General features: G+C 69.6%; 12 protein-coding genes. 2 read left to right on the forward strand and 10 right to left on the reverse strand.

Translation table 11 applies throughout. The annotated features are described in order from the left end of the window. From AC1RM6_RS26170 to AC1RM6_RS26190, 5 genes are read right to left on the reverse strand one after another with little or no spacing between them, the layout of a single operon-like run. Positions 1-3,222 carry an efflux RND transporter permease subunit gene (locus AC1RM6_RS26170; protein ID WP_493106783.1) on the reverse strand — a complete coding sequence of 1,074 codons (3,222 nt, stop codon included), beginning with the start codon at positions 3,220-3,222 and terminating at the stop codon, positions 1-3. Positions 3,223-3,225: 3 nt separating this feature from the next. Next, entirely contained in the window at positions 3,226-4,371 is a 1,146-nt protein-coding gene (locus AC1RM6_RS26175) for an efflux RND transporter periplasmic adaptor subunit (RefSeq protein WP_493106785.1), read from the reverse strand. Next, a complete protein-coding gene (locus AC1RM6_RS26180) occupies positions 4,368-5,630 on the reverse strand; it encodes a TolC family protein (protein WP_493106787.1) in 1,263 nt (420 codons plus the stop codon). Before AC1RM6_RS26180 ends, AC1RM6_RS26175 begins: the two co-directional genes overlap by 4 nt. A 53-nt stretch (positions 5,631-5,683) precedes the next feature. Then, positions 5,684-6,034, reverse strand: a complete 351-nt coding sequence (locus AC1RM6_RS26185; RefSeq protein WP_493106789.1) for a hypothetical protein — start codon at positions 6,032-6,034, stop codon at positions 5,684-5,686. Further along, on the reverse strand, positions 6,031-6,669 hold the full coding sequence (locus AC1RM6_RS26190; protein ID WP_493106791.1) for a cation efflux transmembrane domain-containing protein: 639 nt from the start codon (positions 6,667-6,669) through the stop codon (positions 6,031-6,033). Before AC1RM6_RS26190 ends, AC1RM6_RS26185 begins: the two co-directional genes overlap by 4 nt. A gap of 71 nt (positions 6,670-6,740) precedes the next feature. On the opposite strand from AC1RM6_RS26190, the gene AC1RM6_RS26195 reads away from it, so the two are divergent. After that, positions 6,741-7,142: a MerR family transcriptional regulator gene (locus tag AC1RM6_RS26195; protein ID WP_493106793.1), complete on the forward strand. Its 402-nt coding sequence runs from the start codon at positions 6,741-6,743 to the stop codon at positions 7,140-7,142. 46 nt (positions 7,143-7,188) lie between these two features. On the opposite strand, the gene AC1RM6_RS26200 is transcribed toward AC1RM6_RS26195, so the two are convergent. The 4 genes from AC1RM6_RS26200 to AC1RM6_RS26215 form a co-directional block, all read right to left on the reverse strand. Beyond that, positions 7,189-7,845 (reverse strand): sulfite oxidase-like oxidoreductase, encoded by a 657-nt coding sequence (locus tag AC1RM6_RS26200; protein ID WP_493106795.1) that lies wholly within the window; start codon positions 7,843-7,845, stop codon positions 7,189-7,191. A gap of 55 nt (positions 7,846-7,900) precedes the next feature. Further along, positions 7,901-8,776: an EF-hand domain-containing protein gene (locus AC1RM6_RS26205; protein WP_493106797.1), complete on the reverse strand. Its 876-nt coding sequence runs from the start codon at positions 8,774-8,776 to the stop codon at positions 7,901-7,903. A 115-nt stretch (positions 8,777-8,891) separates the two neighbouring features. Then, complete coding sequence (locus AC1RM6_RS26210) at positions 8,892-9,926, reverse strand: LLM class flavin-dependent oxidoreductase (protein WP_493106799.1); 1,035 nt, start codon at positions 9,924-9,926, stop codon at positions 8,892-8,894. 113 nt (positions 9,927-10,039) lie between these two features. Beyond that, entirely contained in the window at positions 10,040-10,816 is a 777-nt protein-coding gene (locus AC1RM6_RS26215) for a class I SAM-dependent methyltransferase (protein ID WP_493106801.1), read from the reverse strand. Between the two features lie 86 nt (positions 10,817-10,902). On the opposite strand from AC1RM6_RS26215, the gene AC1RM6_RS26220 reads away from it, so the two are divergent. Beyond that, on the forward strand, positions 10,903-11,715 hold the full coding sequence (locus AC1RM6_RS26220; protein ID WP_493106803.1) for an AraC family transcriptional regulator: 813 nt from the start codon (positions 10,903-10,905) through the stop codon (positions 11,713-11,715). A gap of 18 nt (positions 11,716-11,733) precedes the next feature. On the opposite strand, the gene AC1RM6_RS26225 is transcribed toward AC1RM6_RS26220, so the two are convergent. Then, on the reverse strand, positions 11,734-12,162 hold the full coding sequence (locus AC1RM6_RS26225) for a hypothetical protein (RefSeq protein WP_493106805.1): 429 nt from the start codon (positions 12,160-12,162) through the stop codon (positions 11,734-11,736). Positions 12,163-12,236 lie beyond the last annotated feature (74 nt).

The following is a 12,236-nucleotide window of genomic DNA, read 5'->3' on the forward strand; positions in this document are numbered from 1 at the left end:
TCACACTCCTCTGGTTCGAAGATCCGCGTCGGCGACGACGACCAGCGCTTTCGGCCGCCATCCCCCGAAGCGGGCGTAGAGCGTCGGCAGCACGAACAGGGTGAGCAGGGTCGCCGAGACCAGCCCGCCGATCACCACCGTCGCCAGCGGCTTCTGCACCTCGGCGCCGGCGCCATGGCCCAGCGCCATCGGCACGAAGCCGAGCGACGCGACCAGCGCCGTCATGACCACCGGCCGAAGCCGCGCGAGCGCGCCCTCGCGTGCCGCCTGCGCACGCCCGACGCCCTTCGCCAGCAAATCGTGGATCGACGACACCATCACCAGGCCGTTCAGGACCGCAATGCCCGACAGTGCGATCAACCCGACCGCCGCCGACACCGAAAAGGGCATGCCGCGCAGGACGAGCGCGAGCACGCCGCCGATGAGCGCCAGCGGCACGCCGGTGAACACCAGCACGGCGTCGCGCAGCGACCCCAGCGCCGCGTAGAGCAGCATCATGATCACCGCGAAGCAGAGCGGTACGACGATCAGCAGGCGATCGCGCGCCGACGCCAGATTCTCGAACTGCCCGCCCCAGATCAGATAGGTGCCGGGCGGAAGCTTGACGCTCGCATCGATCGCTGCGCGCGCGTCGGCGACCACGCCGGCGACATCGCGGTCGCGCACATTGGCCTGGATGACGACCCGCCTTTTGCCATTTTCCCGGCTGATCTGGTTGGGACCGTCGACGACGGCGATGTCGGCGACGGTGGACAGCGGAACGAACGTGCCCCCCGATGTCGGCACCGGGATCTGCGCGACCTGGGCCGGATCCGAGCGCGAAGCCTCGGACAGGCGGATGACCACCGGAAAGCGGCGATCGCCCTCGAAGATCATCCCGGCCTCGCGTCCGCCGATCGCCGCCGCGACCGTGTCGCGGACGTCGCCGGCGCTCACCCCGATTCGCGACATCGCCATCCGGTTGGGCCGGATATCGAGCATCGGCAGGCCCTCGGTCTGTTCGACCCGCACGTCGGCGGCGCCCGGCACCGCGCGCAGCGCCGACGCGATCTGACGGGCCGCGGCGTTCATCTCGCCGAAATCGTCGCCGAACAGCTTGATCGCGATATCGCCGCGCACACCCGCGATCAGCTCGTTGAAGCGCATCTGGATCGGCTGGGTGATCTCATAGGCGTTGCCCGGCAGCGTCGCGAGATGCGTCTCGATCCGTTCGACCAGCTCGGCCTTGGCGAGCCCGGGATCGGGCCATTCCTCCCGCGGCTTGAGGATGACGAAGGTGTCGGTGGCGTTCGCCGGCATCGGATCGCTCGCAATCTCGGACGTGCCGGTGCGCGAGAAGGCGAAGCGCACCTCGGGCTCGCGCGCGAGCATCTTTTCGACCTGGAACTGCATCTTCTGGCTCTGGTCGACCGAGGTGCCCGGAATACGCACCGCCTGGACGAGGATATTGCCCTCGTCGAGCTGCGGCAGGAATTCCTGGCCGAGGGTCGCGAACGCCCCGCCGGCGAGGACCAGCGCCCCGATCGCGATCCCGATCGTGGTGCGCGGACGCCCCATCGCGGTGACGAGGCCCGGCTCGTAACGCCCGCGCAGCCAGGAGACGACACGCCCTTCCTTTTCCGCGATCGGCCCGCTCAGGCCGATCGCGATGGCGGCGGGGACGAAGGTCAGCGACAGGACGAACGCGACGACCAGCGCGATGATCACGGTCAGCGCCATCGGCTCGAACATCTTGCCCTCGACGCCCGAGAAACCGAGCAGCGGCGCATAGACGAGGATGATGATCGCCTGGCCATAGACCGACGGCCGGATCATCTCGCGCGCCGAGGCCGCGACTATGCCGAGCCGCTCGGCCAGCGGAAGCCGCGCGGGCCGCTCATGCTGCGCATCGCCCAGCCGGCGCAACGCATTTTCGACGATGATGACCGCGCCGTCGACGATCAGGCCGAAATCGAGCGCGCCGAGGCTCATCAGATTGGCCGATACGCCCGCCCGCAGCATGCCGATGCCGGTCAGCAGCATCACGATCGGGATCACCAGCGCGGCGATCAGCGCGGCCCGGACATTGCCGAGCAGCACGAACAGGATGACGATCACCAGCACCGCGCCCTCGGCAAGGTTGCGCGCGACCGTCGCGATCGTCGAGTCGACCAGATCGGTGCGATCGAGCACCGGCTTCACCACGACGTCGACCGGGAGCGACCGGCCGATCTCGACCAGCCGCCGGCCGACCCCCGTCGACACGGTGCGGCTATTCTCGCCGATCCGCATGACCGCCGTCCCGACCACGACTTCATGGCCATTTTCCGAGGCCGACCCCATCCGCAAGGCCTGGCCGGTGCGGACGGTGGCGATCTGGCGGAGCAGGATCGGCACGCTTTCGCGCGTCGCGATCACGCTATCGGCGAGTTCGTCGGCGTTGCGGATGCGGCCGTCGACACGAACCGCGAGCCCTTCGCCATTGCGGTCGACGATCCCGGCGCCGGCACTGGTGTTGCTGCGCTCGAGCGCGGTCGCCAGTTCGTCGAGGCCGATCTTCATCGCCGCCATCCGCTGGACATCAGGCACCACCAGATATTGCTTGGTATAGCCGCCCAGCGAGTCGATGCCGGCAAGGCCGGGCGCGCCTTTCAGCTGCGGGGTGACGATCCAGTCCTGGACGGTGCGCAGATAGGTCGCCTTGTCCGCTTCGCCGACGAGATGATCGCCCTCGGGAGTGATATAGCTCCCGTCCTTCTGCAGCCCGGGTTCGCCGTTGCGATGGTTGACCTTGTCGAGCTCGCGATATTCGACGGTCCACATGAAAATGTCGCCAAGCCCCGTGGCGATCGGCCCCATTTCGGGATCGATGCCGTCGGGCAGGCTTTCCCGGGCGGTCCGCAGCCGCTCGGCAACCTGCGCGCGCGCGAAGTAGATATCGGTGCTCTCGTCGAACACCGCGGTCACCTGCGCGAAGCCGTTGCGGCTGAGCGAGCGCGTATGTTCGAGGCCCGGGATGCCGGCGAGCGCGGTCTCAATGGTGAAGGCGACCTGCTTTTCGATCTGGTCGGGCGCCAGAGCGGGCGCCACGACATTGATCTGGACCTGGTTGTTGGTGATGTCGGGGACGGCGTCGATGGGCAGGCGCTGGAGCGCGAAGATGCCCAGCAGCGCGGCGGAGGCGGTCAGAAGCAGGACGAGCCAGCGCTTCTCGACCGCGAAGGTGACGATGCGGCCGATCATGGTTCAGTCCTCGTCCTTCGCTTCGCCCTTGCCGAGTTCGGCCTTGAGCGTGAAGCTGTTCGAGGAGGCGATCCGCTCGCCGCCGTCGAGCCCGGCGACGACCACAACATTGCCGCCGATCGTCCGTCCCAGCGTCACCGGTACCGCGCGGAATCCAGTCGCGGTGCGGACGAAGACGAACGGCTTGTCGGCGATCATCTGGACCGCGGCCGATGGCACTGCGACGGTGCGATCGCCGGTCGCCGGGATCAGGATCGAGGCGGTGACGGTCTCGCCGATGCGCCATGTCCCCCTGCGGTTGTCGATGGTCGCGATCACCGGAACGAGCCGGGTGGTCTCGTCGAGGATCGGCGACACGAACGTCACCCGCGCGTCCTGCCGTCGATCGTTCTGGACCACCTCCACCCTGGCACCGGGACGCACCCGCCCCGCATCGGCCGGGAGCAGCGACATGGTGATACCGACCCTCGACAGGTCGGCGACCCGGAACAGTTCCGCATCGGCCGCCACCTGCGCCCCCAGCGTCGCCGAGCGGGCGATCACCTGCCCGGTCAGCGGCGAGCCTATGGCGATCCGGTTGAATCCGCCACCGGCGCTACCGGTCGCCGACAATTGCTGCCGCGCGAGCCGCAGGGCGATATCGGCTTCGGCCGCCGCCGTGCGCGCCGCGATCAGATCCTGTTCGGGCGACACGCGTTCGGCGAACAATCGCTCCTCCCGGCGCAGATGGGATCGGGCCAGCGCCGCCCGAGCCCGCGCGGCCTCGATTTCGGCGGCAAGCGATGCGGCTTCGCGGCTTTCGATGATCGCGAGCGTGTCCCCACGCCGAACCGACTGACCGAGATTGCGCGTCAGCGACACGAGGCGGCCGCCGATCGGGGCGGATACGACCTGCACCGCCTGCGGATCGCCCTCGATCGTCGCGGGGATTTCGATCGCACCGGCCTCACCGCCGATGGTCGGCCGGGTGATGGCGATGCCGGCATCGGCGATCTGCTGGGTCGACAATGTGACGACCGCAGCATCGCCCGGTTTCGCTTCGGCCTCGACGGCCTCCGGCGTGTCGCCGGCAGGGGCCGGCTTGCCGCAGCCCGCCAGCAGGACGGCCAGGATCGCGGGCGCTGCGGCCCGATGGAGGTTCATGCTCATTGGGCGGATTCCATGGTGGCGGACGCGGGCGTGGTGAGCCGTTCGAGGCGCGCCCTCGCGTCATGATAGGTGGAGAGCGCGTCGATCGCGGCGGCACGGGTGTCGGCGAGCGTGCGTTCGGCATCGAGCAGATCCAACTGACCGAACTTGCCTTCGCGGTAGCCGATGCGGGCGATCCGCGCGGCTTCGGTGGCGGCCGCCAGCGCCGGTCCCGCGGCATAGCGCGCGGTGGTCGCGGCATTGGCGACCTCGGCACGGGCCGAGGCGATGTCGCGCGTCGTATCGAGCAACGCCGCCCTGCGGATCGCTTCGGCCTGATCGCGCTGGGCGGTCGATACGTCGCGCGCGGCGCGGCCGCCGTTGAAGAGCATGAGCGGGATCGAGACGCCGACCACCGCGGCGGTGTCGTTGGTCTGCTCCAATCGTCGCGCCCCGGCGCTGAATATGATGTCGGGGACACGCTGGCTGCGCGACAGGTCGAGCTGGGCATTGGCGGTCGCGAGGTCGGCCCGCGCCACAGCGGCGGCGAGCGTATCGCCAGGATCGACGGGCCGCTCGGGGCCGACCGCATCGATGCGGTCGAACCAGCCGAGATCCAGCGCGCCGACAGGCCCGCCGACGAGCAGCCCCAGATTGCCGGCGGTCACCGCGGCGGTGCGCTCGGCGCGTTCGACGGTGCCCTGCGCGGCAATGCGCGCGACTTCGGCGCGCTGCTCCTCGAACGGCGACGCGCGTCCGGCGGCGACCCGGACGCGCGCCGCCCGAGACGCCTCGTCCGCGATCCGGACCTGATCTCGCGCGACCGCCAGCCGCCGATCGGCCGCGGCGGCCTCGGTATAGCTCCGGATGACCCGGACGCGCAGATCGGCGCGGGTGATCTCGGCGTCGAGCCCCGCCTGGTCGCGCTGGGCGCCGGCGACCGCGACCCGGGCGCCGCGCTTGCCACCCAGTTCCACCGGCCATGCGAGGCCGGCGGTCGTTTCCGATGCGCGCAGCCCCTTGTAGAGGCCGCTCCCCGCGACATTCTCCGACTGGACCTCGACGGCCGGGTTCGGGCGAAGCGCGGCCACCCGGCGCCGGGCCTCCGCCGCGCGGATATTGGCGGCGGCCGCCTCCTGTACCGGCGATGCGGCACCGGCCCGCGCCAGTGCCTCGGCCAGGGTGAGAACGGGCGCCGCCGTCGGGGGCGGACTGGTCTGGGCCTGCAGCGACGATGCGCAGACGCCGGCGGCCAGGACGGCCGCGACAATGCGTTGCATGGAATATGCTCCTGACGATGAAAGGAAGGCGCGAGGCGCGCCCGGTCCGGTCGTCAGGCCTGCGGCGGTCTCAGCGCAGGGCCGTCATGATGCCCGGCCAGTATCACCGACCGGCCGGACGCGAACCGGCGAGCGGCCGATGCGCGGGTCAGGCGAAGATCGTCGGCGACCGGGGTGCCGATATGATGGCCGTGGCATGCGGCATGGTGGTGCGGATAGCCCTTCTGATCGTCGGACGGCACCTGGTCGCCATCGCCGTCGACATGCGATGCAACCTCCGACTCCGACATCTCGCCGCACCCCACCGCCTCGACGGCATGGGCGACGCCGGACCAGCTTGTCAGGACCAGCATCAGGCAGGCGAACAGGGGCAACAGGCGACGCATCGGCCGCGTGCCTATCATGCCGCGATCCTTTTGGCAGGTCCCGATCGAGCCTGCGCCATGTCGCGTCGCGCGGCGAGCATGATCTGGAGACCGCCCGAAAGGCCGAGACCCGCCATGATCGCCGCGACGATGAGGTCGGGCCAGGCGGTGCCGGTGCCGAAGACGCCGACTGCCGCGAGCAGCACGGCGATATTGCCGATCGCGTCGTTGCGCGAGCAGATCCACACCGAGCGCATATTCGCGTCGCCGGTGCGGAAGCGGTAGAGCATGACGGCCACCGCGCCATTGGCGACCAGCGCGACGAGCCCCACCGCCCCCATCATCTCCGCCTGCGGGTGGGCGCCGTGCCCGATCGCCCAGAGCGTCGCGCCCAGCACATAGAGCCCGAGCAGGCCGAGCGTCGCGCCCTTGAACAAAGCGGCGCGGGCGCGCCATGCGAGTGCCATACCGGCGACGCCGAGGCTGATCGCATAGTTGGCGGTGTCGCCGAGGAAATCGAGTGCATCGGCCTGGAGCGCGCGCGATCCGCCGATCAGCCCCGCGAGCAGTTCGGCAGCGAACATCGCGCCGTTGACGGCGAGCGCGATCCACAGCGCCCGGCGCCAGCGGGGATCTTCATGGGGCTGGGGGGATGCGCAAGCCTTGCAGGCCATGGTCGTCGGCTTTCTCGAATCGATGCGACAGCCTATATGAACCCCGTAGTCGCTACAGGGTAAAGCCGAAAATGAAAGCATTGACGATCGGCAGGCTGGCCGCCGCCGCCGGCACCAAGGTCGAGACCGTGCGCTATTACGAGAAAGCGGGGTTGATCGCGCCGCCGGCGCGCACCGACGGCAATTACCGTTCCTACCGGCCCGACGATCTCGACCGCCTCGCCTTCATCCGCCGGACGCGAGCGCTCGGTTTCTCGCTCGACGAGGTGCGGGCGTTGCTCGACATGGCGGCGGAACGCGACCGCGACTGCGCCAGGGTCGACGCGCTCGCCAATGCGCATCTCGCGGCCGTCGACCGCAAGATCGCCGACCTCGTCGCGCTGCGCGAACGGCTCGCATCGGTGATTGCGAGCTGCGCCGGCGGCACCGTCGCGCAGTGCCGTATCCTGGAGGCTTTCTCGCCTGAACGATAATGGGCGGGCGATCGGCCGGACCACCGACGGCCCCTGCCCGCGCCGTTCAGGAATAACGCTGCTCGGTCCAGGGATCGCCGCGCATATGATAGCCGTTGACCTCCCAGAAGCCGGGCTTGTCGGCGCCGAGAAAGTCGATCCGCTTGATCCACTTGGCGCTCTTCCAGAAATAGAGATGCGGGATCACCAGCCGCGCCGGGCCGCCATGGTCGCGGGCGAGCGGCTGCCCCTGCCAGCCATGCGCGATCAGCGCGTCGGGGGCGGCGAAATCCTCGATCGGGACATTGGTGGTGTAGCCGTCATAGCCGTGCAGCATCAGGAAGCGCGCCTCGTCCTTCGGCCGGACGAGGTCGATCAGCGCGGCGGTGGCCACCCCGGCCCAGTCATTGTCGTAACGCGACCAGGTGGTGACGCAGTGGATGTCGGACCTTTTCTTCGCCTGCGGCAGCGCCATGAACCCCGCCCAGTCGAGATCGACCGGCCGTTCGACCATCCCGCCGATCGCCAGCCGCCAGCGATCGCGGGCGATGTCGGGCTGCTTGCCGAGATCGAGCACGGGCCAATTGCGCACCAGATGCTGGCCGGGCGGCAGCCGCTCGCTGTCGGGCCTCGCGCTATGGCCGGTGATGAAGCGGCCTTCGTCGGCCCAGCGCCGCTTGGAGCGGGTCAGCTTGCTGGGGTCGGGCAGTGGCTCGTCGTCCATGGCGCCGAGGTTACACGCTTGCGGCCGATGGCTCCAGACCCGGCCGCGATGACGATCAACGGCGTGGACGGTCCGGGCGTTTCGGCAGTTCGGCGCGCGAGAGCACCCCGTCATGGTTGGCGTCGAGCATCAGGAAGCGCTGGCCGGCCGCGGTGACGAACTCCTTCGCGCTGACCCCGCGGTTGAGGTCGGCGTCGGCGGCAATGATCGGTTCGGGATAGGCGAAGAAGCCGAAGCGCGCGGCGCCTTGCGGCCGCTCCGCCATCGCGCCGCCCGACGGACGGGAATTTTCGCCGCCCCCTTCGCCCCCGCCCCCTTCTCCGCCGCCTTCGCCACCGAAACCGCCGCCGCCGGGACCACCGCCACCGCCGCCCGGGCCGCCGCCACCACCGCCGGGACCGCCGCCGCCATGGCCACCGCCACCACCCGGGCCGCGCCGCCGGCCGCCGCCACCGGGCCGCCCGCCGCCTTCGCCGCCACCAGGGCCGCCGACCCGGATCTCGGGGACGATGGCGGTCTCATAATGGTCGAGCTCGTCGGGCGCGATCTCGCCATCCTTGTCGGTGTCGAGCGTGCGGAAGAAGCGCAGCGCATCGCGCTGGAACTCGATCAGGGTCAGCCGGCCGTCATGATCGGCGTCGGCGGCGTCGAACCAGGTCGTGACAAGCGCTTCGCCGCCGCCTTCGCCGCGAAACGGCTCGCCCATCGGGCTGATGAACAGCCCGCCGAACATCGGCCGCCCGCCCGGTCCGCCGGGGCCACCCTTATGCCCGCCGGGTCCGTCGCCATGCCCGTCGGGACCGCCGCCCGGGCCGCCGGGACTTGCCGCGGCGGGCGGGACATCGGCGTCGGGATCGGCCTGCCCGGCCCAGCCCGGGGACGTGCCCGCGGCCGCCGCCAGCAGCGTGAATATGACGATCGACCTGCGCATGGGACCCCGGACCTTTTCGATGATGATCGAAGGGCGGTTAGCGCGCGGTCATGTCAGGCGATTTCCATCATGTTGCAGGCTCGAAATGTTCGCCGCCCGGATTGCTGGCGCGATGTCAGCCGCCGACCGGCTCCGGCTCGCGGTCGCACGGCACCTGGCCGCCGATCCCGATGTCGCGCGCCGCCTCGGCGATCAGTTCGTAGGAGCGCAGCCGCTGCGCATGATCATAGACGTCGGAGACGATCATCAGCTCGTCGGCGCCGGTCTCGGCGACCAGCGCGGCGATGCCCGCGCGCACCGTCGCCGGCGACCCGTAGATCGCGCGCTCGAGCATCTGGCCCGCCTGCATCTTTTCGGCGGGCGACCAATAGGCGTCGATATCGTCGATCGGCGGCCCGCTGAGCCCGCGCGCGCCGCGGAACAGGTTGACGAACGACATCTGCTGGGTGGTGGCGAGCCGCCGCGCCTCGGCATCGGTCTCGGCGGCGATGATGTTGACCCCGACCATCGCGTGCGGCCTGGCGAGCTGCGCCGAGGGCTCGAAGCGCTCGCGATAGATGCGCAGCGCCGCCATCAGCTGCTGCGGCGCGAAATGCGAGGCGAAGGCATAAGGCAGGCCCAGCATCGCCGCGAGTTGGGCGCCATAGGTGCTCGATCCGAGGATCCACAGCGGCACGTCGGTGCCGGCGGCCGGCACCGCCTGGACCTGGGCCGAGGCGGCTTCGGCGCGGAAATAGGATTGCAGCTCGACGACATCCTGCGGGAAGCTGTCGGCGCCCATCGAGCGGCGCAGCGCACGCACGGTGATCTGGTCGGTGCCCGGCGCCCGGCCGAGGCCGAGGTCGATGCGGCCCGGAAACAGCCGCGCGAGCGTGCCGAACTGTTCGGCGATGATCAGCGGCGCATGGTTGGGCAGCATGATCCCGCCCGCCCCCAACCGGATATGCTTCGTCCCCGCGGCGATATGGCCGAGCACGATCGAGGTCGCGGCGCTGGCGATGCCGGGCATGTTGTGATGCTCGGCCACCCAGAAACGCCGATAGCCCCACCCCTCCGCATGCGCCGCCAGATCGCGCGCATTGTCGAGCGCCCCGCGCGCGTCGGTCTCCTGGGTAACGCGGACCAGATCGAGGATGGAAAGGGCGGTCATGCGGATCTCCTGCTGTCGTGCAGCATGTAGGGACGATCCCGAGCGATGCTAATGGGAGCGGAGATTTTTTAGAGCAATCGTCGCCCCGGCCTCCGCCGGGGCGACGGTGATTTTTACCGCTCCCACGCCATAATCGACACCGGGAAGAAGAACCTCACCCCATCCTCCGCCCGCCAGGCGCCGACCCCGATCCGGTCCTCGCCGCCGGCGATATCGGCGTCGAACATCGCCTCGAGCGCGGCCATGTCGGCCGGGTCGGCGAGCGTGCCGAGCGACGCCTCGAGCCGGTAGCCGTCGATCGCGACCTCGGTCAGCCCCGTCTCCCGCCCGATCGCACGCAGCTGGTCGAGGGTGAGCGCACTGGCGTGCGAGGGATCGCGCAGCGTCTCCATCCGGTCATAGGCGGCCTGGCTATCGGCGGTCGGGGTCGCGTCGATGACGACGATGCGGCCGCCGGGTCGGCAGACCCGCCGTATCTCGTGCAAGGCCGCCGCCGGATCGGGGAGATGGTGGAAGCTGTAGCGGGTCACCACCCGGTCGAAGGCGCCATCTGTGAACGGCAACGCAGTGGCGTCGCCGACCTGCCAGGCGAGATTGGCGAGCCCCGCCGCCGCCTGGCGCGCCCGCGCCTGCTCGATCATCGCCGGGGTCAGGTCGATCCCGGTGACATGGCCGGCATGCGGGGCGATCGCGCAGGCGACGATGCCGGGGCCGCAGGCGACGTCGAGGATCTCGTCGCCGGCCGCAGGCGCGATCGCGGCGAGGCTCATCGCCATCGCATCGTCGGCGGCGTGGAGCGGCAGATCGGCAAAGGGCTTCGCCCAGCGGGTGAACTGGTCGACGATGCGGCGATCATGGTCGGTTCGGTCGGTCGTGCTTTGAGTCGTCATGCTCTGCTCCTGTTGGCAGATCCCCTCTAGCTCTCCGCGATTTGGCCGACTAACGACATCCGGTCAAAAACAGGCGATTATCGGCCATGCGACATCTAGACGACCGACAGACGGTGGCGGCGCTCCACGACTATGGGCTCGATCGGCCAAGCGGGCCGGCGTTCGCCTTTCGCGACATGGCGCTCAACACCTTCTACGACTGGCACGACCATCCTTATCACCAGCTGATCTATGCGACCGGCGGGGTCACGCTGATCGAGACGCGGTCGGCACGCTACCTGCTGCCCGCGGGCCGCGCGGCGTGGATCCCTGCGGGGACGCTGCACCGCACCGGCGTGTCCGACCATGAAGGCGCCTCGCTCTATTTCGAGCCCGCCAGCATCGCCGATCCGGGCGACCGGCTGCGCATTCTGGTCGCGACGCCGGTGATGCGCGAGATGATCCTCCATGCGATGCGCTGGCCGCAGGGCAGCGCACAAGCCGACCCGCTCGCGGCGAGCTTCTTCGCCACGCTGGCGCTGATGTGCGGCGAATGGCTCGAAAGCGAATTGCCGCTGAGCCTGCCCGGCGCCAGCCATGCCGGGCTCGCCCGCGCGATGGACGATGCGCTCGCCGACCCGGCCGCCGCGACGATCGCGCGCGCCTGCGCGGTCGCCGGCATGTCCGAACGCAGCTTCCGCCGCCATTTCCTCGGCGAGACCGGCATGGGCTGGCAGCCATGGCTGGGCCAGGCGCGGATATTGTCGGCGATGACCCTGCTCGCGGAGGGCCGGCGGGTGACCGACGTCGCGCTCGACGTCGGTTATGCCTCGCCGAGCGCCTTCGCCAAGGCCTTCGCGCAGCTGACCGGCGAGAGCCCAGCCGATTATCGTCGACGGTGCCGGGCGGCATCGGGCTGAAGGTCCGGCGGTGTGGGCTCAGGTGTCGTCTTCGGACGCCGCCAGCGACGTGATCTGGCGAGAGCGGAACAGCAGCGATCCGATGTCGTCGAAGATATGGTCGATATCGTCGGCGGACAGGACCCACGGCGCCGCCGCATCCTGAAGAAATCGAGTCCTTTCCTCGATGGTCTTCGACCACCAGCCATTCTGGAAGCTGCCGTCGAATACCCCCTTGGCGATCAGCCGCAGGTCATCCCGCACGAAGCAACCGCCCGATGGCCGCAGTGGGTCCGGGAGTGCGCGATCGAGTTGGCGGATCAGATCGGTCACCCGCGCGTGAAAGAGGATCTCCGGATCGAAACGCTCCCCGAATTTGGCCTTCATCAAAAGGGTGAGCATGATGTCCGCACCGCCATTGAGGCGGATTGAATCGGTCGAGGGATCGTAGCTCGGGAACGAAGGCATCTGGACCTCGGATCGTGCAGCAGAGGATTTCTGGTCGGTATCGCCGACGGCCCACGGGCCGCCCCATTGTCAGC

The sequence above is a fragment of the Rhizorhabdus sp. GW822-FHT03C02 genome (assembly GCF_058801765.1).

Coding starts and splice junctions, on each gene's coding strand:
- AC1RM6_RS26185 (WP_493106789.1), bottom strand. CDS start 6,034: ATGATAGGCACGCGGCCGATGCGTCGCCTGTTGCCCCTGTTCGCCTGC.
- AC1RM6_RS26210 (WP_493106799.1), bottom strand. CDS start 9,926: ATGACCGCCCTTTCCATCCTCGATCTGGTCCGCGTTACCCAGGAGACC.
- AC1RM6_RS26200 (WP_493106795.1), bottom strand. CDS start 7,845: ATGGACGACGAGCCACTGCCCGACCCCAGCAAGCTGACCCGCTCCAAG.
- AC1RM6_RS26195 (WP_493106793.1), top strand. CDS start 6,741: ATGAAAGCATTGACGATCGGCAGGCTGGCCGCCGCCGCCGGCACCAAG.
- AC1RM6_RS26180 (WP_493106787.1), bottom strand. CDS start 5,630: ATGCAACGCATTGTCGCGGCCGTCCTGGCCGCCGGCGTCTGCGCATCG.
- AC1RM6_RS26220 (WP_493106803.1), top strand. CDS start 10,903: ATGCGACATCTAGACGACCGACAGACGGTGGCGGCGCTCCACGACTAT.
- AC1RM6_RS26175 (WP_493106785.1), bottom strand. CDS start 4,371: ATGAGCATGAACCTCCATCGGGCCGCAGCGCCCGCGATCCTGGCCGTC.
- AC1RM6_RS26225 (WP_493106805.1), bottom strand. CDS start 12,162: ATGCCTTCGTTCCCGAGCTACGATCCCTCGACCGATTCAATCCGCCTC.
- AC1RM6_RS26205 (WP_493106797.1), bottom strand. CDS start 8,776: ATGCGCAGGTCGATCGTCATATTCACGCTGCTGGCGGCGGCCGCGGGC.
- AC1RM6_RS26170 (WP_493106783.1), bottom strand. CDS start 3,222: ATGATCGGCCGCATCGTCACCTTCGCGGTCGAGAAGCGCTGGCTCGTC.
- AC1RM6_RS26215 (WP_493106801.1), bottom strand. CDS start 10,816: ATGACGACTCAAAGCACGACCGACCGAACCGACCATGATCGCCGCATC.
- AC1RM6_RS26190 (WP_493106791.1), bottom strand. CDS start 6,669: ATGGCCTGCAAGGCTTGCGCATCCCCCCAGCCCCATGAAGATCCCCGC.